Origin of the sequence: Vibrio algivorus, assembly GCF_030161215.1 — a bacterium.
Classification (GTDB): Bacteria; Pseudomonadota; Gammaproteobacteria; order Enterobacterales; family Vibrionaceae; genus Vibrio; species Vibrio algivorus.
This window is the reverse complement of sequence record NZ_BSPV01000006.1, coordinates 210,544-233,902: the sequence shown is the minus strand read 5'-3', so window position 1 is coordinate 233,902 and position 23,359 is coordinate 210,544. Positions and strand designations below refer to the sequence as shown.

Sequence of the window (23,359 nt, the reverse complement as noted above, 5' to 3'; positions counted from 1 at the left end):
TATAACCTGTCCTAAATAAGGTTGACGGTTAGAAGCGATAGGCTGCACCGGCCATAACCATTCCAGAGATGGCAGTGTGGTCATCCTCGAGATCTAATTCATAAAAGTCAAAGAGGTATGCGGCTCTGAACGTTAGGTTTGGTAAAGCGTTAGGTGTGTAATCTAAACCGCCACCACCGTGATAACTGACTTGTCCATCATCAAAGTAGTTATCATTTGAGATATAACCAAGTCCAACTAAAGCAAATGGGCGTAAACCATTATTAAATGTATATCCAAGGTTTGCACTTAGTGACATGCCTTCAGTAGCAAATTCACCTTCAGTGGGTTTTGTTGATGGGTGATCTAATTTTACTTTGGTATCAGCATAATTGTTATAGCTTAACTCTAAAGCAATAATACGATTGAATTGGTAGCCAGTATAAATATTGTAAGCCAAACCTGAATGATCAAAATCAATACTTCCACCTAGATCATCTGCATCATCTTCTAGATCAGGTGAAGAAAATGCAGCAGCCCCAATACCTCCACCGATATAAAATCCTTTATTGGCATCCGCAAGAGCGGGGGTCACCGCTAGCGTACTAGTAATTAGCGTTAAAAGAGCTATACGATTTATCATCTTGCCTTCCTGATGTATTCATTTGATGAATGATACGGTATAAAAATTGTCCTCTGGTGATCTTGATATATATCAATTCAGAGGCTTTTTGTAAGAATATATTTCTAAATGTAAATTTATTTATACTTATATTGTAAGGAGCATGTAATTAGTCGTTTCCGCAAGCACTGGAGCTTTTTGCTTTTGTATACACAGTCAAAAGCCACTAGTTTAGTCGAATAATTATAATTTGAAGGAAAGTGTCAAAACTTATCTAAGAAGGGAATAGATAGAAAAAAGCCCGATCAAAACTGATCGGGCTTTTAAAGTGGCTCCCCTTGCAAGACTTGAACTTGCGACATACGGATTAACAGTCCGCCGTTCTACCAACTGAACTAAAGGGGAATTATTTTTTATTTCTAGTGGTTAGGCTAGAAAAATGGTGCCGACTACCGGAATCGAACTGGTGACCTACTGATTACAAGTCAGTTGCTCTACCTACTGAGCTAAGTCGGCGCACTTTTTTTGTTGTTCTTAATTATCTGAATAATTGATTCAAATAATTGTAAAGTGGCTCCCCCTGCGGGACTCGAACCTGCGACATACGGATTAACAGTCCGCCGTTCTACCAACTGAACTAAGGGGGAATTATTCTTTTTATTTCTAGTCATTAAGCTAGAAAAAATGGTGCCGACTACCGGAATCGAACTGGTGACCTACTGATTACAAGTCAGTTGCTCTACCTACTGAGCTAAGTCGGCACACTGTATTTTCAATTTGACGTCAAATTCATCAAGACACCAAACTATAAATAGTGGTGCCCGGAGGCGGAATCGAACCACCGACACGAGGATTTTCAATCCTCTGCTCTACCGACTGAGCTATCCGGGCGACGGGGGGTATTAAACGGTTTTTCGTGACTAACGTCAACAGTAAAATATAAAAAAATGTTCGTTTGAGTAATTTATAGTCGCCATTGCGTGTTTCTCCACACAATAGAACGTTTTTTTAGCAAATTTTGCCGTTTATTTGTAGGGAATTATTGGTGTGAAAACGAATGAGAATAAGAGTAGCTTGGCTATAAGTTTAGCTTGAGTTCAATTCATCGTACTGAATGCCGAAAATGTAAGCTAAGTGAGTCATTATCATCGAATACATGATAGCTCGAATAGATAATAGAAAGGAGAGGTAGCGATGAAACTATCTCTCCTTTTTTCGTTACAGCTTATCTGATGGAATTAAATATTATATTTTGGCCCACGGTCCACCAGAGGTGGGTTCATCGCCTTGTGTCCACCATTGTGCTTTGTAAGAAGCCCCTAGGTAGCTTACAGTATCACCAGATGTATAGACTTTATCGGTCTGCCACTCAGAATTATTACTTGCGGCAGCTTGCCAAGCGCTTGATGTGTCAGGCTGGTCACCTAGAGTCCACCATTTAGCGGTGTAGCTCACACCATCATATAACACGATATCACCGCTGTTGTAGGCGATAGTGCTGTCCCAGGTCGTTTCTCCATTATTATTACCATCATCTAATGGGGTTACCGTAATGAAGATAGTGGATTGGCTAGTGGTAATTGGATCGCCAACTGAAACTACTATATTTTCATTGAGAGTTGTTGTGGTTTCAGGGGCTTGATAATTGACGGTAATGCTGGTGTCGCTTTGAGTAATTATACTGCCTTTGTCGACACTGAATATAAGTGGATCATTGTCGGCATCGTTGGCTGAAACCTCAAACACTAAGCTTTCTCCACTTTGAACAGTTAAATTACTTGGAGTCGTAATTACTGGAGCTTGGTTGCCTGTTTTGATTTCTAGTTGATAACTGTAATTCGAGCGGGTGAGATAAACTAAATTGCTATATAAATCTTGGTTTTGATATTGAATAGTTTGTGATGTTGAATCTTTTAGGCCAATTTGCACTGTTTGTGGGTATTTTTGATTTACCGTTGCCGCTAATGTCTCCGCCCATACACTTTCCGTATCATTATCAATAGGGAACTTTTCAAATACGATCTCTTGGCCATTTTCATCAAAGATACGTAGCCAAGCGGTATCGCCTGCATTTGCGTCAATGGTCGAGGCTAGGTAGTTACCGCTACTGATCCATTCATCTAGCGGATTATTGGGATCGGTTTCACCATCATTGCCAGTAAATGAAATATCACTGCAGTTATAAAAACCTTCCCCTGCCGGATCTTGACGTTGCCAGCGAGTATATAAAATGGCATCACCGTTTCTGTCTTCCGGCAATGTGACTTCCATTTGATAGTACTTTTTACCATTTAATTCTACGGTTGCTAAGTTGCCAAATTCCGCGATTAAATCTAGGTCACTCCAAGCCAGAGGCATAGTTGCTGAATCATAACTTGGTTTGGTTAAGTAGACTTTCCAAAAACTTGGATTATGCGGTGTGTTGGCGCGGTATTGTAAAGTGACCTTACCATTGTTGGTTAAATCAAGTTTGGTCTTTTGCCAGTCAGGTGAAGGTAGGTCGATACCATGTTTGGCTTTATCCCCAGCTGAGCATAATTCTCCGTTAGGAATCGTGGCCTCTACAGCGGCTTGGTCATTGTAATTAGAGACTAAAGTTGAAAACTCAGGTTTTTGTACAAATGGCGTCCAGCCTGATTCTAAGAACGCGGCACGACAAGCGGCGTTGGGAATGGTACTACCATCGGTTGAATCCCAATAACCACCATCTATATCGCAGACCTGTTGTCTTGCTGGTGGGTAGTCTAAGTAACCGTGGGCTTGAACGTTAGTTGATAGTAAAGTTAAGCCAATGACGCTAGTGGATAAACATAATTTGGCTTGAAAAAGTGAATAATTCATACACACCTCCATTTATTATTGAATGGCATGGAGTGTGGTAGGGGATGAGAAAAAGGCAGAATAGAAAATTGTTAGTTTGAACGCTCTCTCGAAGAAATTTATCTTAAGTTTCACCTATCGAAGTAAAATTGAATACTCGCTTTAAAACTGAAGCTAATTGACATAAAGATTACATAGGTTAGAAAAAGTCAGCTAAGTAGAGAGTATCTAGGGCTAGGGTATGTCAATGGCAGTTATTTGAGGCGAAAAAAAACCTCATCAGATGATGAGGTTTTTAAAGTGGCTCCCCTTGCAAGACTTGAACTTGCGACATACGGATTAACAGTCCGCCGTTCTACCAACTGAACTAAAGGGGAATTATTCTTTTAACACTAATTAATTTAATCAGTTGTTAACTAAATAATGGTGCCTCGAGGCGGAATCGAACCACCGACACGAGGATTTTCAATCCTCTGCTCTACCGACTGAGCTATCGAGGCAATAAATGGTGCCGACTACCGGAATCGAACTGGTGACCTACTGATTACAAGTCAGTTGCTCTACCTACTGAGCTAAGTCGGCACACTATATTTATTGCTTGTCCGTGTTTTGTTAAACACCAACAATCTAAATTGTGGTGCCCGGAGGCGGAATCGAACCACCGACACGAGGATTTTCAATCCTCTGCTCTACCGACTGAGCTATCCGGGCAACGGAGCGCTATTAAACGGATTTTCTGCTTCATCGTCAACTTGTTTTTGTAAAAAACTAGAAAAAAAGGTTTGTTTGCTGTCAATTTAAGCAAAAAAGTGTGATTTGCTGTTTTTTGATACAAATTTTACTTCATTGAATGAAATTCTTTTTGGTAAGCCGTTACTTTTTCTAGGTAACGACGCGATTCGGCATTCGGGTGCTTTTTGGTCAGCGCCCAATAAACTTGATTGGTTTGTAAGCGGTTAATCTTATTAATCGCATTGGTCTTACCGCCCCCAAAGGCATTAAAAACGCCACCAGAGCCACCGTTATAAGCTGAAATCATGCTGTATTGCAGTGAAGTCGAATTTCTTATGCCTTTCAAATAACGGTTTTTTAAAATATAAAAGTAAGCTGTACCAGTATCGATATTATTGGCTGGGTTATACAAATATTTCGGCGTAGGCATACCAGATTTGCCTTTCACAATATTAAAGACATCGTGTCCGGCCGTTTTTGGTACGACTTGCATTAATCCGTAAGCATTAGCCCAACTTACAGCGTAAGGGTTAAAGCTGCTTTCCGTTTTGATGATGGCATAGATAAGATCTTCTGGAATGCCATATTGTTTTGAGGCTTTACGTACGATATCAGCATATTGATAGCTACGTAGTTTTGAGTGATTTTTTACCATAGGGATGGTGACATAATAAGATTTTTTAAAATCAACAGTGCGGGTCTTAAGCTTGTTTTTTATAAGATAATCAGCAAATTGACTAGCACGCCACGACCACTGAATGGATTGGCCGTTCTGATCAACCACCTGATCGGATAAAAAAGGTTTACCTCCCATTGCGATTTCTTTGGATGAGAATAAGTCGACATTCGCGGGGTTATTTGGCGTGAGTAGGGTAGTCACAATCGCTTGTTTTAAGTGACCTGTAGGATCGGTCGAGGCGATCGTTTCGACGGTGACAGTACCATTATCAAAGTCAATATCGGCTCGGTTTAAATAGCCATCAGTATATTTAACGTAGGTTTTAGCACCTGCCATCTTGATATTGTCTTGTCCCCATTTATTGGCTACTTGACCGGAGAACTGATTCATCAAGCTATCTAAAGCGGCGGTATCTTTGGCAAATTGGCCTGGAAGTGGGGCAAGGTTTTTGGCAAAGCGGTTAGTAGGAGTGTAATCGACATCATAAATACTTTCGATAAATTCTCGGCTACAGCCAGAAAGAGCGAAAAAAGTGATGAGTAAGAGCCAAAGTTTTTTATTCATGTCGAATTCAAATTTACTTAAAAACAAAACAGGCATTGCTTTCGATTTCCCAAAACGGGAAGAGCAATGCCTGCTACAAAAGTTGGTTGTATTATACCCAAATAACTCTCACCTTGAAGTTATTTGGGGATATATCCGATTATTCACTCGGTGGGGTATAACCATCAATAATGATGTCTTTTCCTTCAAATAAGAAATTAACCATTTCAGTTTCCAGTAGTTTACGGTGCTCTGGATCCATCATATTTAATTTTTTCTCATTGATCAGCATGGTTTGTTTATGCTGCCATTGGCCCCAAGCTTCTTTGCTGATGTTATCGAAAATGCGCTTACCGAGTTCGCCAGGGTAAAGTTGGAAATCTAAGCCTTCCGCTTCTTTCTTTAAGAAAACACAGTTTACAGTACGGCTCATGGGAGCTCCTTGAGAGATTGAATTAATGTTATACCAACGACTTATTGGATTTGCTATTAAGCTCGTAAGGCAAGCTATGCAGCAGTTGTTTCACTGGTGCGGCGAGCCCTATTTCTTTCGGTTGAGATAAGTTATACCAAAGACCTTGCTGACCTTCCATCACCAAGCTTGGCTGTTTATTTAATTTTACTAAGATTGGTGTGATATCTAAGTGATAATGGCTAAAAGTATGACGAAAGGCCGTTAATGTACTTTTATTGTTAATCATACTTTCAGTAATTGCTTTACTGTCCAGCAAGTTTTCAATAGTTTGATTTGAATGTTGAGGGAAACAAAATAACCCTCCCCAAATGCCACTTTGCGGACGTTGTTCTAACCAAACTTGATTATTGTGATAGAGCATCACAAACCAAGTTTCTTTTATTGGCTTTTCTTTTTTTGGCTTTTTGCCCGGAAAATCAAGTTGCCTCTGTTGAGCTTTGGCTTGGCAGAATTGTTCGATTGGGCATAAATCACATTTAGGTTTACTTCGAGTACATACGATTGCGCCCATATCCATCATGGCTTGATTATACTTATCGACATCATGTTTCGGTGTATGTTTTTCTGCTATCTCCCATAATTGATTCTCAACAGTTTTTTGTCCCGGCCAACCCTCTATAGCAAAACAACGCGCTAAAGTACGTTTTACATTACCGTCTAATATGGCATGAGGTTGCTTATAAACCGAAGATAAAATCGCCGCAGCAGTTGAACGGCCAATTCCGGGAAGAGCATTCATGTGTTCTATATTGGTCGGGAATTCACCTTGATAGTCTTGTTCGACAATTTGAGCCGCTTTGTGCAGGTTGCGAGCACGGGCGTAATAGCCTAGACCAGTCCAAAGATGGAGAACTTCATCTTGATGGGCTTTGGCTAAATCTGTCACGCTAGGAAAGCGCTCAAGGAAGCGTTCAAAATAGGGAATAACGGTGGTGACTTGAGTTTGTTGCAACATAATTTCTGATAGCCAAACTTTATATGCCGTTTTATTTTGCTGCCAAGGTAAGCTTTTACGGCCAAAGTTTTCATACCAATTTAAAATGGAATCAGAAAATGTACTCACGGGTCACTCTTTATTTGAATTTTAATTGGCGTTGATTGCATCATAGCTATACAGTTTAGTAAACCATGTAAATTAAATGGCTATTTGATGAACTAGCAGTAAAGTGACGAGAAAGTCGATTAATTCTATGATAAAAGCTTGCACCTTGAGCGTATCTTTGGATAATTCTCACCCTAATTTTGAATAGCCAACACTATTTTAAAACCGATAATTATTTTCAATCGCTAAGTTATCAAACTTGGCATAATCTTCAGGCGAAACCATGACAGAAGTAACAACCAACGAAGTAAATGAAGAAGGCAAAATTGTTCGCAGAATTCGCAGTTTTGTTCGCCGTGAAGGGCGCTTAACTAAAGGCCAAGAAAAAGCGATTGAAGAGTGCTGGCCAACTATGGGTATCGAGTTTGCTCAACAGCGTCTAGATTGGAAAGAAGTATTTGGTAACGATAACCCAGTGGTATTGGAAATTGGTTTTGGTATGGGCGCGTCATTAGTTGAAATGGCAAAGAACGCACCAGAAAAAAACTTTATCGGTATTGAAGTTCATAGCCCAGGTGTAGGAGCTTGTTTAGCGTCTGCACAAGAAGCTGGTGTGACTAACTTGCGTGTAATGTGCCACGATGCAGTCGAGGTATTTGAACACATGATCCCTGATAATAGCTTGATCACATTACAATTATTTTTTCCAGACCCTTGGCACAAAAAGCGTCACCACAAACGTCGTATTGTTCAACTAGGATTTGCCGAAATGGTTCGCCAGAAACTCATTGTTGGTGAAGGCATTTTCCATATGGCGACTGATTGGGAAAACTACGCTGAGCATATGATTGAAGTGATGAATGAAGCTCCAGGTTTTGAAAATATTGCCACTGATGGTGATTTTATTCCTCGTCCGGATGAGCGCCCATTAACTAAATTTGAAGCTCGTGGTCATCGCTTAGGTCACGGTGTTTGGGATATTAAATTCCGTCGCCATAGCTAATAAATGATTAACAGTTAAGATATAAAAAACCAACCGCGCGGTTGGTTTTTTTGTTTAAAGTATACCCAAGTGATTTCAAGGTGCAGAATTCAGAGCTATCATCCAAACCTTTAGGCAAGGAAGATTGGCGAAGGAATGTAAGCACCTTTCAAACCAATCTGACGCGGCATAAAGGTTTGGATGAAGCTCCCGAAGGGCTAGTTAAAACAAGCCTTATGCTGCGTTAAATTGAACAGAGATAGAATCACTATGATCATATTCAATTTGCCTTGCCTAAAGCTTGTTTTATTCTTGCTGAAACTCGCATCTTGAAGTTACTTGGGTATATAACCGTTTTAGTTGCAGTTGTTTTAGACCGCTTCAGCTTCATTAATTAAGCATTTCTCTACTTTGATAGCCGCTACTTTAAACTCTGGTATTTTAGCGTGTGGATCGGTGGCGGTGACTGTTAGTCGGTTTGCTGCCGCTTCTACAAAGTGGAAAGGAATAAATACCACACCTTGCTGCATACGTTTGGTAACAAAAGCGTCGATTTCAATTTCACCTCGACGACTTGATACTCGTAATCGCTCACCATTTTTAATCTCTAACGCTTCAGCATCTTGTACGCTGATCATGGCGCGGGGCCCTGCGAGGTTATCTAACCCTTTGGTTTTACGAGTCATGGTACCGGTATGGAATTGTTCTAATACTCGCCCTGTCGTGAGGATTAATGGATATTCAGGATCAGGTAGTTCTGCGGCATATCTAAATGGTGTTGCAATTAACTGACCTTTGCCACGCATAATGCCATGACTGTGCATTAAGCGAGTTCCGTCTGGACTTGTTGTATTGCATGGCCATTGCACGCCATCGCGACCGACTTTATCCCATGTGATGCCTGTATATTGAGGTGTGACCTGAGTAATTTCAGCGGTAATGTCTGAGACAGATTGGTAATCCCAATCACTACCCATCGCATTGGCAATTTGTTGGATGATCCACCAATCTTCTTTGGCCTCTCCAGGAGCTTTTACCGCTGGAGTTAACCGCTGAACACGTCGTTCAGTATTAGTAAAGTGACCAGTTTTTTCTGCAAATGAATAAGCAGGTAACACAACATCAGCATACTGAGCGGTTTCAGTTAAGAAAATATCTTGAACGACTAAGAAGTCGAGCGCTTCTAATCCTTCAATCACATGCGCTTGATTCGGATCGCTTAATACAGGGTTTTCACCCATGACAAACAAGCCTTTAATCTGTTGGTGGCAAGCCGCATCAATGATCTCTGTGAGGGTTAAACCTTTTTGATTAGAAAGCTGTGGCGCATTCCAAGCTTCAACAAATTTGGCATGAATCTCGGGATTGGTGACTTTTTGATAGCCTGGGAAGTCGGTCGGTAGAGCCCCCATATCACAAGCGCCTTGCACATTAGATTGACCTCGTAGTGGGTTGATGCCACCACCTTCAATACCAATGTTGCCACATAGTAGTTGTAGGTTAGAAATCGACACCACATTATCATGACCAGTTGTGTGCTGTGTTATCCCCATTGAATAGTAAACAGCGGTACGCTTGGCCGTACCAATAGTGTGTGCGATTTGTTTAATATCTTCAGCTTTAATACCTGTGACTAGTTCGACTTTATCAAGTGCATAGTCTGGTTTTAGAAGTTCTTTTTTGAGTGTTTCAAAGCCTTGAGTATTGGCATTTATATAATCTTGATCTTGCCAATTATTTAATAAAATCTGCTGCATGATACCGTTTAACAGCATCACATCGGTCCCCGGACGCTGAGCGACATAAACCTGAGCATGTTCGGCCATATCAATGCGTTTGGGATCGGCCACAATCAGGCGAGCTCCTTGATGACGAATTGCTTGTTTTATATGTGAGGCAATAATTGGGTGAGCAGAGGTGGTATCTGAGCCAATAATAAAGATTACATCGGAATGTTGGATGCTTGGGATGTCATTGGTCATTGCGCCACTGCCTAGGGTCGCTTCTAACCCTGTTACTGTTGAAGCGTGACACAAGCGCGCACAGTGATCTAAATTATTAGTACCAAATTCACGGCGTACTAGTTTTTGGAACGCATAGTTATCTTCGTTGGTGGTTTTGGCTGATGAAAAACCCGCTAAGGCATTTGAGCCTGAATATTGTTTGATATGATTGAATTTATCGGCAACGAATTGAATCGCTTCTTGCCAACTAGCAGGCTGCAATTCACCATCACGTCGAATAAGTGGTGTTGTTAAGCGCTGATTGTTATTTATAAAATCAAAGCCAAAGCGACCTTTCACACATAACATGCCTTGGTTTACCGGAGAGTCGGCTCCTTGCACGTAACGGATCTTATTGTTGGTTTGATCAACAAACATGGTGAGTTTACATCCAACCCCACAATAGGTGCAGATAGTTTCAACCGGAGTGAGGATATCAAGGCGGCTTTCGGACTTATCGCGAGAATCAACTAACGCTCCTGTTGGGCAGGCTTGTACACATAGGCCACATTGGACACAATTTGAATCTCCCATCGAGCAGGCTTCACTACCAAACCCCGCACGTGCTTCTGGGCGCATCATTGGTGTACCATCAAGGTTCTTCAAGAAACTTAAAACGCCATGAACACCACTGTCATTACATGCTTGTACACATTGACCACAGCTGATGCAGCGATTAGCATCAAAGGTAATGAATTCAGAGCTGTTATCAATAGCAAACTTTTGTTGCATTGACTTATCAAGCTCTTCATCAATCACGCCATATTCGGTACCGTAATCACGCAGAGCACAATCCGTATTGGCTTGGCAACCGCATTCTAAACAGCGTGCAGCTTCATCCATTGCTTGCTGATTAGCAAAGCCGGTTTCGACTTCTTCAAAGCTACCTTGACGCTGGCTAATAGGCAATTCAGGCATGACAACGCGAGCGATTTTTTGAATACTTTCAAATTGTTTCGGATCGATCTGGTTAACGGATTTCTCTTTTTTAGAATCGTATTGGCGGACGGGAATATGTTCCATAGTGCCTTGAAAATAGCGATCAATGGCTTCTGCCGCGATACGACCATCGGCGACGGCTTCAATTGCGGTTGCCGGTCCGCGACGGAAATCCCCAATACTAAAGATATTTTCATTTCCGCTATGCATCGTATTTTCATCAACTTCAGCGGTATTCCAACGAGATAATGGCAGTTCAATATTATCATTATCTAAAAAGCTAAGGTCGGGTTTTTGAGATACAGCAGCAATCACGGTATCAAACTCTTGGATGAAAAACTCTCCAGTTGCTTCAGGGCGACGACGACCTGATGAATCGGCTTCACCAAGCTGCATTTTTTCTAATTTTATTTGGCAAACTCGACCATGTTGATCGGCGATATTTTCTACCGGATTAGTCAGCATTAAAAATTGTACGCCTTCGTGTTCAGCTTCTAAGATTTCGTAATCTTCTGCAGGCATTTCATCACGAGTACGGCGATAGATTAAGGTAGTTTCAGCACCATCACGCACAGCGGTTCTTGCACAATCAATAGCCGTATTACCACCACCAATGACGGCGACTTTTTTGCCCGTGGTGTAATGATGATCCATAACGTAATCTTTTAGGTAATCAACCCCCAAATAACAACCTTCAAGGTCGGAGCCAGGATAATGCATTTCTACTGCTTTTGAGGCGCCAACTGCAAGGCAAACCGCATCATATTTTTGACTTAGGCCGGTTAAGGTAATGTCATCCCCTAGCTTTTGATTAAGTTCAATTTTCATGCCATTGCGGCACATTAATTCAATTTCTTTATCAAGAATCTCTTTCGGCAATCGATACTCTGGAATGCCATAACGAAGCCAACCACCGGCTTTGGGCATGGATTCAAATACCGTTACCTCATAGCCTTCATTGGTAAGATAGTAGCCACAAGTTAACCCTCCAGGGCCGCTACCTACTACCGCAATGTGTTTTTGTTTTGCTGTTTTTTTGGGGGGAACATAGGTTTCTTGAGCGGCAAGATCGGCATCTGCAGCGTGACGCTTTAATTGACGAATTGCCAGTGGTTCATCAATGATGTTACGGCGACATTCCGTTTCACAAAATGCAGGGCATACACGGCCAATGGATAGTGGCATTGGTAGGGTACGTTTGATGACTTCAATCGCTTTTTGATGATCATTTTGGGAGATATGGTAAAGGTAAGATTGAATATCGACACCCGCAGGGCAGGCTACTTTACATGGCGCTTCACAGTCTGCGTAATGATCTGATAATATCGCCTGCAACGCTTGCTTCCTGTGTGCACTTAATGCAGCAGATTCAGTGGTGACTTGTAATCCATTGTAGACTTGCATTTCACAAGCGCGCTGAGTGCTACCATCGGAAACTTCCACTACACATAAATCACAGGCAATTTTTTCTCCTTGCCTATTCGTGCCACATAGAGAAGGAATGTCGATATTATGTTGTTTCGCAGCATTGAGAAGATTTTGTTCTCCATCAACACTGAAAGTATGACCATTAATAATGATTTTCACGATTACATCCCATCCTTGCAGCGATAAATAACCAGCAATATTCTGCTCGTTGAAACAGCGACTGATTTAATAATTTTTATGTGAGTGAACTTGTCTTACAAATATCACTACTATAAAAAACTCAAGTTGCTTGAAATATGATCTGATACAAGAAAAGTGTGAATTACCCCTAAATAGGAACCGCTATGCCACAAGCTACGACTGAATTACTGAATGATATCTTAGAGCAAGTTCGCCCATTAATTGGGAAGGGGAAAGTGGCAGATTACATTCCCGCTTTAGCGTGTATTCCGAATGATAAATTGGCTATCGCGGTTTATACCAATGATGGCAAGGTAGTGAAGGCCGGGGACGCAGATGAGCCATTTTCTATTCAGTCTATTTCTAAGGTTTTAAGCCTCACGTTAGCGATGGGGTTGTATGAATCAGAAGAAATTTGGCGCCGAGTGGGTAAAGAGCCATCAGGTCAAGCTTTTAACTCCATGATTCAGTTAGAAGTCGAACAAGGTATTCCGCGTAATCCTTTCATTAATGCGGGGGCGATTGTCGTGGCTGACATGCTGCAGTCTCGTTTGTCGGCCCCTCGTCAGCGCTTATTAGAGTTTGCTCGTCAACTTTCTGGTGATACGCATATTGTGTATGACAAAGTTGTAGCAGCCTCTGAAATGCAGCACAGCGATCGTAATGCTGCGATTGCCTACTTAATGCGTTCATTTGGTAATTTTGAAAATGAAGTGATCCCGGTTTTAAATAACTACTTCCATGCTTGTGCGCTTAAAATGAGCTGCGTCGATTTAGCTAAAACCTTTAGCTACCTCGCCAATAAGGGACAATCGGTACAAACTAAAAAGCAAATTATTGCACCGAATCAAACTAAGCGTTTAAATGCTTTATTAGCCACTTGCGGGCTTTATGATGGTGCTGGGGAGTTTGCATTCCGTGTTGGCATGCCGGGTAAATCAGGTGTTGGTGGCGGTATTGTTGCGGTGATTCCAGGTGAGATGAGTATTGCAGTATGGTCACCAGAGTTAGATCGATCCGGTAACTCGCTAGCCGGTACGGCCGCGCTTGAGTTGCTTTCAACAGAATTGGGGCGTTCAATTTTTTAGAAGAGGATACTAGTTCCAAGTTTCAAGTGAATATATTAACAAAACGTCATCCTGAAAAGCGACGTAGGAGCGCAGTTCAGGATCTCCTACCACAATTTGAGTTTCAACATGCTGTAGGAGATTCCGTATCTTCTTCGCCTAGGCTCATGTACGGAATGACGTTATTTATATATCGAGAAACAAAATTTAACTCTGCTTTCCTAGAAACTCGAAACCAGGAACCTTTATACAAACAATTCCACCAAGTCATTAAAGAACAATTTACCTTTTTGGGTAATGTGCCAATGACTTTCCGTTTCGGTTAAATATCCTTGGTCTATTGCGGTTTGGATTTGTGTTTCAATCATGGAAAGCTCAAGTCCAGTGCGCTCTACAAACTCAGCTTTCGGGCAAGGTTCAATTAATCGAAAGCGATTCATAAAATACTCAAATGGGCGATCTTCACCTTCAACTAAGGTTTCAGTATCTAAGTAATGTTTGACTAGGTTTTGATAAGCCGCTAAATAGCCTCTTGGATGCTTGACCTTAGTGGTGCGAATAATACGACCATCACTAAAGCTCAGTTTGCCATGAGAGCCGCAGCCAATGCCTAGGTAGTCACCAAAGTGCCAGTAATTGAGGTTATGGCGACATTGATAACCGGGCTTGCTGTAGCCTGATATTTCATATTGTACGTAACCTGCGTCGGTCAATCGCTGATGGCCTTGCTCAAAAATATCCCATAAATCGTCATCATCAGGCAGAATTGGTGGTTTGGAGTAAAACAGAGTGTTGGGTTCAATGGTTAATTGATACCAAGATAAGTGATAAGGATTAAGCTCAATCGCTTTATCTAAATCTGCCAGTGCCTGTTGCTGGGTTTGATTGGGCAATCCGTGCATCAAGTCTAGGTTAAAACTATTTAAACCGATCTTATGAGCAAGATGAGCGGCATTAATCGCTTCTTGTTGACCATGAATTCGCCCTAGGGCTTGCAGTTTTTCTTCTTCAAAACTTTGCACTCCGATAGAAATACGATTTACCCCTTGAGTTTGAAATTGAGCAAAGCGTTCTGCTTCAATGGTGCCCGGATTGGCTTCCATAGTGATTTCAATATTGTCTTCAAATGGTAGTAAAGCTTTAATACCTTGCAACAATCGACCAATCTCAGAAGGTGAAATTAAGCTTGGTGTGCCGCCACCAATAAAGATGGAATGCAATAAACGAGGGGCTTGCTCAAGTTGGTATTTTTCAATATCAGTTTTGAGATCTTCAAGCAAAGCATCAATGTATTGGGTTTCTGGGATCTCGCCTTTTTGAGCATGAGAATTGAAATCACAATACGGGCATTTTTGTACACACCATGGGATGTGGACGTATAAACTCAGTGGTGGAGGCGTTAACACAAGCAAGCCTTAGGCAATGAATTGAGGATAATCAGACAGAGCGGCAAACAACTTTTTCAGTGCTTTGCCACGGTGAGACAATTGTTTTTTACGAATTGATTCAAGTTCGGCAGATGAGCAATTCTCTTCCGGTACCCAAAAGACAGGATCATAACCAAAGCCGTTTTCACCTTGCGCTTGCTCTAAGATTTTGCCTTCCCATTGACCGTGACAAACCAAAGGTGTTGGATCGTTTTCATGGCGCATTAATACCAATACACAATGAAAACGGGCAGTACGTTGTTCATTAGGCACATCTTTCATTTCTTCTAATAGCTTTTCTAGATTACGCTGATCGGTCGCCCCTTCACCCGAATAGCGTGCAGAGTAGATCCCCGGAGCGCCTTGTAGGGCATCAACTTCTAAACCGGAATCATCAGCAATCGTTGGTAAGCCCGTTTCTTTTGCCGCATGGCGAGCTTTGATAATGGCATTTTCGATAAACGTAGTGCCGGTTTCTGCCACTTCGGAAACCTTATATTGACTTTGCGCTTCAACCTCAAAGCCAAATTCAGAAAGTAGGTCAGCCATTTCTTTGACTTTGCCTTGGTTACCAGTGGCGAGAACGAGCTTTTTCATTGGAGATCCTGTGTTATTTATTCTTCAACATAAAATTTTTGCGTGAAGCTGATCGGACCGCTGCCCGTATTGCCTGCATCAATATTAATATTAAAGGTGAGTTGTTCTTCATTGGTGATTGGAAATTCAGCTAAATAATAAATTGCTTCGCCTTCTTTCACTTGTTTGAAGCTAAGTTGTTTGGTTTGACCTATTAGGTTTTTACTGCTGCCTGTGACTTTTGCATCTACTGCCGGTTTACCGAGTTTACTGGTGTCTAACACACTGATATTTAAAATTGCCGAATAACCATTACGCTTTAACTTATATTGTGTGGCCACTTCTGGAGTCAGCATAGCGGAATTAAAAGCAGAGTAGTGTACTTCACTATTTTTAATGGTTTTAAATTGCCCAGCAATACTTGGTAAAGAAAACAAAGTAAGTAGGGCGATAACGATCCATTTTTTCATGAGATTTCCTTATCGAACTAGATTATCAAAGTAGATTTTTTATCGGCTCGGGTATAACACTTGGAGTGGTAATTCGAATGGTTTTATGTCTGCCTAATTCGCCTTTTTCGATACTCACTGAGCCTTTTGATACCTTACAAAGCTTGGCTAGGTATTTAGTTAAGTAGGCGTTAGCTTTTCCATCGACTGGCGGAGCGGTAATAGCAATTTTTATTTCATCCCCATGCAAGCCGACGATGTTATCTCGGCTTGCTTTGGGTTGAATGTAAACTCGCAGTAGTAAGTCTTTTCCTGCGAGTTGTACCGGGATGGCCATAGATTAAAGCTGATACCAAATCGGACCGACTACATCACCCATTAGGTAGTTGGCAAATTGTAGAATTAAGAATAGAACGAGTAAGCTAAGATCGAAACCGCCCATTGGAGGAAGGATTCGACGAATCGGGGCCAGCATAGGCTCGGTCAATTGAACCATCACATATTCAACAGGACTATTGCCTTGGCTAACCCAGCTAAGAATGGCGCGAATCAATAATACCCAGAATAGTAATCCGCCTGCGGCTTTAACCAACGAAAGTGCACCAAACATTAAAAAGCTTGGACTAAATACTAAGCTGCCATTTGAAATTAAAATTAAGCAGGTGAACTTAAGTACACTAAGTACGTAGGCAAAGATAATCGTGGCTAAATCAATATTACCTACTGATGGAATAATGCGGCGCAAAGGGGCAACCACAGGTTGGGTTGCTTTCACTACAAATTGTGAAAATGGATTATAGAAATCAGCACGTGCCAATTGTAACCATACGCGTAAAATTACGACCATAATGTAGAGGTCGAATACGGTAGAAACTAGAAAAGTCATTGAGTTCATTACTGCAAACCTTGTTATTAATATTTAAATCGAAATTAAATTAGTTTTTCCATTTCTTCAGCACGGTTAACCGCGGCTTGCATCGCTTTGGATACAATGTCAGAAAGGTTATGTTGGTTAAATGTTTTTAGCGCTTCAGCGGTGGTGCCGCCTTTTGATGTTACTTGTTCACGTAGGGTCGATAAATCGAGTTCAGGATTTGCCACGACCATTTCAGCTGCGCCTAAGGCAGCTTGTTGAATTAGTAGGCGAGCGGTATCTTTATTGAAACCTTGTGCCATGGCTTCTTGTTGCATCGCTTCCATAAATAAGAAGAAGTAAGCAGGTGCACTGCCAGCTGCAGCAATAATGTTATTAATACCAGATTCTTCATCGACCCAACAGATCTCGCCAACTGCTGACATGAGATCACCGGCAAAGTCTTTATCTTCTTCTGATACATTATCGGTAGCAAATAAACCACTCATGCCTTTACCCACTAATGATGGGGTATTGGGCATCACACGTACTAACTGTATTGTCTGCCCCAGCATTTCATTTAAGCGTTTTGCAGAAATACCCGCTGCAATAGATATAATTAATTTGTTGCTAAGATCAAGCCCTTGAAAGTCAGCGCATACATCGGCCATCATTTGAGGTTTAACGGATAAAATGACGACTTCAGCTTGTTCTACGGCGGCAACATTATCAGTAGTGGTGTGGATCCCGTAACAATCAGCGAGGTGTTTTAGCTTGTCTTCATCACGACCAGTGGCCGTAATATTACCTGCTTTATAGCCACTTGAAAGCATGCCAGCAAAAATGGAACGTGCCATATTGCCAGAGCCGATAAAACTGATTTTACGCTGTTCCATATCTATTCCGTCCTAATATTCAGTCTTTATGCGAGTATATCGTTGGTTCGCTTATGACGCTTGTTTATTCTTGCTGAAAAGCGCACCTTTAAGTGGCTTGGGGGTAATCCCTAGCACCAAAAATAGCAGTGCCGATACGAACCATAGTGCTGCCCGCTTCAATAGCTGCCGGCATATCACCACTCATACCCATCGAAAGCGTATCGATTTGTGGGTAGTGTGATTGTAATGCTTGCTTCAATTCTGCCAGTTGCTGAAATGCCGCTAGTTGCGAGGCATGATCAGATACATTTTCAGGAATTGACATCAATCCTCTTAATGTGAGGTTAGGTAAGTCATTTATCAACTGAGCTAAGGCAAAAACTTGCTCACGATCAGTACCTGATTTCGAGTTTTCACCGCTAGTATTCACTTGAATCAAAACTTGCAATGGTTTTCCATCAGGACGTTGATCATTGAGGCGTTGGGCGATTTTTTCACGATCAACGGAATGTACCCAATCAAAATTTTCTGCGATCAGTCGAGTTTTATTCGATTGGATTGGACCAATGAAGTGCCATTCAAGGTCACTCTGGGTATAGTGTTGAGAGAAATGTTGTATTTTTTCAACGCCTTCTTGGACGTAATTTTCACCAAAACATTTCTGACCTGCGGTAATAGCTTCTTCTAATGCTGTAATGGGTTTCGTTTTACTTACCGCTAACAATTGTACTGAGTTAGAATTGCGACCATATTGTTGTTCAGCAGTACGAATCTGCTGGTTAATTTGTTCAATGTTTTTTTGAATACTATTTTTATCAGAACACATCATAGTTTTTCTTCGATAAGGAATATAAATGGATATTGCTGAGTTATTGGAATTTAGTGTAAAGCATAATGCATCAGATCTACATCTTTCTGCTGGCGTTCCTCCAATCTTACGTATTGATGGTGACATCAGACAATTGGAAATGCCTGCCTTTACCCATTCAGATGTTCATGCACTCGTTTTCGATATTATGAACGATGCTCAGCGCAGCGAGTTTGAAGAAAAACTAGAAATCGATTTTTCATTTGAACTACCCAATATTGGCCGTTTTCGTGTCAATGCTTTCAATCAATCTCGTGGTTGCGCTGCGGTATTTCGTACCATTCCCGTTGAAATTCCATCATTTGAAGATATCTCTGCTCCTGAGATTTTCGAAAAAATTGCTAACTATGAAAAAGGTTTAGTATTGGTAACAGGCCCAACCGGTTCAGGTAAATCAACAACCTTAGCCGCGATGGTAGATTACATTAACCGTAATCACAAAAAGCATATTTTAACCATTGAAGATCCTATCGAGTTTACTCATCCCAATAAAAAATGTTTGGTAAACCAACGTGAAGTGCACCGTGATACCCATAGCTTTGAAGCTTCTTTACGTTCAGCGTTACGTGAAGACCCCGATGTGATTTTAGTCGGTGAGCTGCGTGATAAAGAAACGATCAGCTTGGCATTAACTGCGGCAGAAACTGGGCACCTAGTCTTTGGTACTCTGCATACCAGCTCAGCTGCGAAAACCATAGATCGTATCATCGATGTTTTTCCTGGTTCTGATAAAAATATGGTTCGTTCTATGTTGTCAGAATCTTTACGTGCGGTTATTGCTCAGAAGCTATTAAAGCGTAGTGGTGATGTGGGTGGACGTATCGCTTGTCATGAAGTGATGATTGCAACCCCTGCGATTCGTAATTTAGTCCGTGAAGATAAAGTTGCTCAAATGCTATCGATGATCCAAACCGGATCGTCTATGGGGATGCAAACTATGGAACAAGCCGCTCGCCAGTTATTGATGCAAGGTTTAGTGACTCAAGAAGAAGTTGAAAGCAAAATTGAAACTTTAGCATCCACATCACTATATTAATGTCACCGTATTAATCTAAAGGAAATTACATGCAACTTTCACAAGTCCTAGAAATTATGGTGTCATCTAAAGCGTCAGATATTTATTTGACGGTTGGTGCACCATGTTTGTTTCGTATTGATGGTGAGCTTAAAGCACATGGTGAGCCATTAGATAAAGGTGGGGTAGAAGCCTTACTATTTGAAATGATGGATAATGAAAGACGCGAAGAATATCAGTCAACTCATGAAGCAAACTTTGCTGTCGTGCACGGTGAAGGGCGCTTTCGTGTCAGTGCTTTTTTCCAGAGAGAATTGCCAGGTGCAGTAGTTCGTCGTATTGAAACTCGTATTCCTAGTATGGAAGAGTTGCAGTTACCTGAAGTATTAAAAGACTTATCGACAGCTAAACGTGGTTTGGTGCTGGTGGTTGGTGCGACAGGTTCGGGGAAGTCGACGTCGATGGCGGCAATGACCGGTTATCGCAACTTAAATAAAACCGGCCATATACTGACAGTAGAAGATCCGATTGAATTTGTTCATGAACATAAAAAATGTATCGTCACTCAACGTGAAGTTGGCTTAGATACAGAAAGTTATGAAGTGGCATTGAAGAATTCTTTACGCCAAGCACCTGACATGATTTTAATTGGTGAAATCCGTAGCCGTGAAACCATGGAATATGCCATGACGTTTGCTGAAACTGGACATTTATGTATGGCAACCTTGCATGCCAATAACGCCAACCAAGCTTTAGAGCGTATCTTGCACCTTGTTCCCAAAGAGCAAAAAGAGCAATTTTTATTTGATTTGTCTTTGAACTTAAAAGGGGTTATCGCCCAGCAGTTGGTGAGAGATAAGCATGGCAATGGTCGGCATGGGGTGTTTGAAGTGTTGCTTAATACCCCTCGTGTATCGGATTTGATTCGTCGTGGGGATTTACAGGAGCTTAAATCGACGATGATACGTTCTAAAGAAGCCGGTATGCAGACTTTCGATCAAGCTTTATTTGAACTATTACAAGCGGATAAGATTAGCCTTGATGATGCAATGCATTGTGCGGATTCGCCTAATGATTTACGTTTAATGCTTAAATCTTCTGGTGATACAACGTTTGAAAACAGTTCCCTGAAAGGTATTAAGATAAACCAGTAGGAGTAGGACGAAATGGATAACTCGTTAATTGAGGCTTATCAGCAAACTTGTTATAAAGTTGAAATCGATAAGCAGGCTTTTGAGTTATTCATTGGGCAGCCTAATCCTCAATTTGTCGATTACTGTCTGCAAAATGAAGTCCAACAATGGGCAATTATTACCGCCTATAATCCTTTTTCAAACTTAACGCCTGAACAAATCAATCAACAAGCCAATATCGCATTATCAAACGAATTACAGGCGCTAGGTTATGAGTTTTATCAAGGTGATGGGATACCGGATTCTTCCGACTGGTCAATTGAAGAAGGGTTTTGGATTCAAAATATCCAATTGATGAGCGCGAAACTATTGGCTATCAAGTATCAACAGAATGCTTTTGTTTTTGGTCATGGTAAGAGCGCTCCGCAACTATGCTTACTTGAATAGAGTATTTAAGAAGAGTTGAGAGTTAATATCAACTCTTTCTTGTATTGAAGTTACTCGGGTATATTCGTTAAAGCTGATTGGCTTAGTATTGATTCTCAAACCAACTTTCTAAAATCACAACAGCGGATTGGCAATCGACGTTACCTTTACTGAGAGCTTTATAACCGCCCATCGAGAATAATTCTGCACGTGCTTCTTGAGTCGAAAGACGCTCATCATGTAACTCTACTTTCACGCCAAAGCGACCATGCAGACGGTTGGCAAACTTACGTGCTCGGGTAGTGATGTCGGTAAGATCTTTCCCTTGCATATCGGTTGGTAAACCGACGACGACAAGATCTGGTTGCCATTCTTTGATTTGTTTTTCGATGTCTTCCCATTTTGGAATGCCATCTTGGGCTTTAAAAGCTTTAAGTGGTGAGGCGGTGCCAGTAATGGTTTGGCCTATGGCACTCCCAATGCTTTTGGTGCCGTAATCGAATGCCATTATGGTTTGGTTAGACATGATGTTTCTCTATAAGTGTGATTATCGCGAGATTTAAGCGTGACCGGCATCGCCAGATAATTGTGAAACGCTGATCCCGAGCAATTGTACTGCTTTTTTCCAACGAATATGTACTGGAGTATCGAACAGTATTGCTAAATTTGCTGGGGCAGTTAACCAGAAGTTATCTAGTAGTTCTTGTTCTAATTGACCCGAATCCCACCCAGAATAACCTAGAGTCACAATGAAATTCTTTGGTTCAGCCTCAGTGCCGAGAACCGTCAGAATATCTTTTGAGGTCGTTACCGCTAGCTCGTCAGTTATTTCAATACTTGATTGATAGGTATCTTTGCGATTGTGCAGAACAAAGCCACGGTCGGTTGCGACAGGGCCACCATTTAATAACGGAGCAGATAAACTTTGTTGGCAAATACGTGGGTGAACAGGCTGAACGTCAATTTGTTCGAGCATATTTTTAATATCAATGCCGACAGGATCATTAATGACTAACCCCATCGCACCATCTTCATTGTGTTCACAGATATAAATCACGCTGCGAGTAAAATGAGAGTCTTTCATGCTAGGCATAGCAATTAGAAAGTGATCGGTTAGGTTCATTCTGCTCTCCATAAGCAATTTGAGTATGGCAACGTATTCGCTGCCATACTATTTTAATAAGCTCAGACTACTTAGCCGCAGCGATACGACGTTCAATAGCATCCATTAACTTACCTGTGATGGAGATATCAAATGCAGCTTCAATCTCTTTAATACAAGTAGGGCTAGTGACATTAATTTCAGTTAACTTATCACCAATCACATCTAAACCAACAAAAATTAAGCCTTTTTCTTTTAGCGTTGGAGCAACAGCTTGTGCAATTTTGAGGTCAGTTTCACTTAACGGACGAGCTTCACCGCGGCCGCCAGCAGCTAAATTTCCACGAGTTTCTCCTTTGGCAGGAATGCGCGCTAGGCAGTATGGCATAGGCTCACCATCCACCACTAAAATGCGCTTATCACCATTACTAATATCTGGTACAAAGGTTTGTGCCATCGCATAGTTTTGGCCGTGGTTGGTCAATGTTTCGATGATAACGGAAACGTTTGGGTCATCTTGTTTTACACGGAAGATCGATGCGCCACCCATGCCATCTAACGGTTTTAAAATCACATCACCATGTTGTTCACGGAAAGCTTTAATTTTTTCAGCTTTACGTGTAACCAAAGTCGTTGGCGTTAATTCTGGGAACCAAGCGGTAAAAAGTTTCTCATTGCAATCACGTAAGCTTTGCGGCTTATTTACAATTAAAGTGCCTTGTTCTTCAGCACGTTCAAGAATGTAGGTAGCGTAGATGTATTCCGTATCAAACGGAGGATCTTTACGCATTAAAACTGCATCTAGCTCTGATAGCTCAATCGATTGTTCTGAAGTGAATTCATACCATTTATTGGCATCTTCAAATAAGTTTACGATCTTGGTATCAGCAAGAGGCTTACCTTGTTCTAAATGAAGATCTGACATTTCCATATAATGGATTTCCCAACCACGTCGTTGGGCTTCTAGCAGCATTGCAAAGCTTGAATCTTTTTTGATGTTAATGGTTGAAATCGGGTCCATTACGATGCCAATTTTCATCATTGATACTCCATAGTTGGCGAATTCATTGATACCGCTTTTTTATCGCGATATTTGAGATGTTGATACGCAAAAAACTTCAATGTGCTCATATTCCTTCAG

General features: G+C 41.3%; 21 protein-coding genes and 9 tRNA genes. 5 read left to right on the top strand and 25 right to left on the bottom strand.

The window, feature by feature from the left end:
- Positions 1–28: 28 nt before the first annotated feature.
- The 14 genes from QQJ93_RS10115 to mutY form a co-directional block, all read right to left on the bottom strand.
- Complete coding sequence (locus QQJ93_RS10115) at positions 29–622, bottom strand: outer membrane beta-barrel protein (RefSeq protein ID WP_089122340.1); 594 nt, start codon at positions 620–622, stop codon at positions 29–31.
- A gap of 308 nt (positions 623–930) precedes the next feature.
- A tRNA-Asn gene (locus QQJ93_RS10110) sits at positions 931–1,006 on the bottom strand.
- 35 nt (positions 1,007–1,041) lie between these two features.
- Positions 1,042–1,117: transfer RNA gene (locus QQJ93_RS10105), tRNA-Thr, on the bottom strand.
- A 55-nt stretch (positions 1,118–1,172) separates the two neighbouring features.
- Positions 1,173–1,248: transfer RNA gene (locus QQJ93_RS10100), tRNA-Asn, on the bottom strand.
- A 38-nt stretch (positions 1,249–1,286) separates the two neighbouring features.
- Positions 1,287–1,362: transfer RNA gene (locus tag QQJ93_RS10095), tRNA-Thr, on the bottom strand.
- Between the two features lie 54 nt (positions 1,363–1,416).
- A tRNA-Phe gene (locus QQJ93_RS10090) sits at positions 1,417–1,492 on the bottom strand.
- A gap of 354 nt (positions 1,493–1,846) precedes the next feature.
- On the bottom strand, positions 1,847–3,442 hold the full coding sequence (locus tag QQJ93_RS10085; protein ID WP_089122341.1) for a lytic polysaccharide monooxygenase: 1,596 nt from the start codon (positions 3,440–3,442) through the stop codon (positions 1,847–1,849).
- A gap of 280 nt (positions 3,443–3,722) precedes the next feature.
- Positions 3,723–3,798 (bottom strand) — tRNA-Asn (locus tag QQJ93_RS10080).
- A 47-nt stretch (positions 3,799–3,845) separates the two neighbouring features.
- Positions 3,846–3,921, bottom strand: a tRNA-Phe gene (locus tag QQJ93_RS10075).
- A 6-nt stretch (positions 3,922–3,927) separates the two neighbouring features.
- Positions 3,928–4,003 (bottom strand) — tRNA-Thr (locus QQJ93_RS10070).
- Between the two features lie 53 nt (positions 4,004–4,056).
- Positions 4,057–4,132, bottom strand: a tRNA-Phe gene (locus QQJ93_RS10065).
- Positions 4,133–4,259: 127 nt separating this feature from the next.
- A complete protein-coding gene (gene mltC / locus QQJ93_RS10060) occupies positions 4,260–5,396 on the bottom strand; it encodes a membrane-bound lytic murein transglycosylase MltC (protein WP_089123538.1) in 1,137 nt (378 codons plus the stop codon).
- A gap of 139 nt (positions 5,397–5,535) precedes the next feature.
- A complete protein-coding gene (locus tag QQJ93_RS10055) occupies positions 5,536–5,808 on the bottom strand; it encodes an oxidative damage protection protein (RefSeq protein WP_027697699.1) in 273 nt (90 codons plus the stop codon).
- 28 nt (positions 5,809–5,836) lie between these two features.
- Positions 5,837–6,913: an A/G-specific adenine glycosylase gene (gene mutY / locus QQJ93_RS10050; protein WP_089122342.1), complete on the bottom strand. Its 1,077-nt coding sequence runs from the start codon at positions 6,911–6,913 to the stop codon at positions 5,837–5,839.
- Positions 6,914–7,175: 262 nt separating this feature from the next.
- Here mutY and trmB point away from each other — a divergent pair, with 262 nt between their 5' ends.
- Positions 7,176–7,895 carry a tRNA (guanosine(46)-N7)-methyltransferase TrmB gene (gene trmB, locus QQJ93_RS10045; protein ID WP_089122343.1) on the top strand — a complete coding sequence of 240 codons (720 nt, stop codon included), beginning with the start codon at positions 7,176–7,178 and terminating at the stop codon, positions 7,893–7,895.
- Positions 7,896–8,245: 350 nt separating this feature from the next.
- Here the strand turns inward: trmB and fdhF are convergent, their stop codons facing one another.
- The gene (gene fdhF, locus QQJ93_RS10040) at positions 8,246–12,406 is read right to left on the bottom strand and encodes a formate dehydrogenase subunit alpha (RefSeq protein WP_089122344.1); all 4,161 of its coding nucleotides are present in this window, start codon (positions 12,404–12,406) and stop codon (positions 8,246–8,248) included.
- A 182-nt stretch (positions 12,407–12,588) separates the two neighbouring features.
- Here fdhF and glsB point away from each other — a divergent pair, with 182 nt between their 5' ends.
- The gene (glsB, locus tag QQJ93_RS10035) at positions 12,589–13,512 is read left to right on the top strand and encodes a glutaminase B (protein WP_089122345.1); all 924 of its coding nucleotides are present in this window, start codon (positions 12,589–12,591) and stop codon (positions 13,510–13,512) included.
- A 224-nt stretch (positions 13,513–13,736) separates the two neighbouring features.
- Here the strand turns inward: glsB and hemW are convergent, their stop codons facing one another.
- The 7 genes from hemW to QQJ93_RS10000 form a co-directional block, all read right to left on the bottom strand.
- Positions 13,737–14,897, bottom strand: a complete 1,161-nt coding sequence (gene hemW / locus QQJ93_RS10030) for a radical SAM family heme chaperone HemW (RefSeq protein ID WP_089122346.1) — start codon at positions 14,895–14,897, stop codon at positions 13,737–13,739.
- Between the two features lie 9 nt (positions 14,898–14,906).
- On the bottom strand, positions 14,907–15,515 hold the full coding sequence (locus QQJ93_RS10025) for an XTP/dITP diphosphatase (RefSeq protein WP_089122347.1): 609 nt from the start codon (positions 15,513–15,515) through the stop codon (positions 14,907–14,909).
- A gap of 17 nt (positions 15,516–15,532) precedes the next feature.
- On the bottom strand, positions 15,533–15,964 hold the full coding sequence (locus QQJ93_RS10020; protein ID WP_089122348.1) for a DUF4426 domain-containing protein: 432 nt from the start codon (positions 15,962–15,964) through the stop codon (positions 15,533–15,535).
- 25 nt (positions 15,965–15,989) lie between these two features.
- A complete protein-coding gene (gene yggU, locus QQJ93_RS10015; RefSeq protein ID WP_089122349.1) occupies positions 15,990–16,280 on the bottom strand; it encodes a DUF167 family protein YggU in 291 nt (96 codons plus the stop codon).
- Positions 16,281–16,283: 3 nt separating this feature from the next.
- Entirely contained in the window at positions 16,284–16,838 is a 555-nt protein-coding gene (locus QQJ93_RS10010; protein WP_089122350.1) for a YggT family protein, read from the bottom strand.
- Positions 16,839–16,873: 35 nt separating this feature from the next.
- Entirely contained in the window at positions 16,874–17,692 is an 819-nt protein-coding gene (gene proC, locus QQJ93_RS10005; RefSeq protein ID WP_089122351.1) for a pyrroline-5-carboxylate reductase, read from the bottom strand.
- A gap of 88 nt (positions 17,693–17,780) precedes the next feature.
- Positions 17,781–18,500, bottom strand: a complete 720-nt coding sequence (locus QQJ93_RS10000) for a YggS family pyridoxal phosphate-dependent enzyme (RefSeq protein ID WP_431313595.1) — start codon at positions 18,498–18,500, stop codon at positions 17,781–17,783.
- Positions 18,501–18,528: 28 nt separating this feature from the next.
- Between QQJ93_RS10000 and QQJ93_RS09995 the strand changes: the two genes are divergently transcribed.
- The 3 genes from QQJ93_RS09995 to QQJ93_RS09985 are packed head-to-tail and all read left to right on the top strand — an operon-like array spanning position 18,529 to position 21,137.
- Positions 18,529–19,578, top strand: coding sequence for a type IV pilus twitching motility protein PilT (locus QQJ93_RS09995; RefSeq protein ID WP_089122353.1), 1,050 nt, complete (start codon positions 18,529–18,531; stop codon positions 19,576–19,578).
- A 29-nt stretch (positions 19,579–19,607) separates the two neighbouring features.
- Positions 19,608–20,711 (top strand): PilT/PilU family type 4a pilus ATPase, encoded by a 1,104-nt coding sequence (locus QQJ93_RS09990; protein WP_089122354.1) that lies wholly within the window; start codon positions 19,608–19,610, stop codon positions 20,709–20,711.
- Between the two features lie 12 nt (positions 20,712–20,723).
- Positions 20,724–21,137, top strand: coding sequence for a DUF3293 domain-containing protein (locus tag QQJ93_RS09985; protein WP_089122355.1), 414 nt, complete (start codon positions 20,724–20,726; stop codon positions 21,135–21,137).
- A gap of 82 nt (positions 21,138–21,219) precedes the next feature.
- On the opposite strand, the gene ruvX is transcribed toward QQJ93_RS09985, so the two are convergent.
- From ruvX to gshB, 3 genes are all read right to left on the bottom strand, one after another.
- Positions 21,220–21,642 (bottom strand): Holliday junction resolvase RuvX, encoded by a 423-nt coding sequence (gene ruvX, locus QQJ93_RS09980; protein ID WP_089122356.1) that lies wholly within the window; start codon positions 21,640–21,642, stop codon positions 21,220–21,222.
- Positions 21,643–21,675: 33 nt separating this feature from the next.
- On the bottom strand, positions 21,676–22,239 hold the full coding sequence (locus tag QQJ93_RS09975; RefSeq protein WP_089122357.1) for a YqgE/AlgH family protein: 564 nt from the start codon (positions 22,237–22,239) through the stop codon (positions 21,676–21,678).
- Positions 22,240–22,306: 67 nt separating this feature from the next.
- Positions 22,307–23,260 (bottom strand): glutathione synthase, encoded by a 954-nt coding sequence (gshB, locus tag QQJ93_RS09970; RefSeq protein ID WP_089122358.1) that lies wholly within the window; start codon positions 23,258–23,260, stop codon positions 22,307–22,309.
- Between the last annotated feature and the right edge of the window lie 99 nt (positions 23,261–23,359).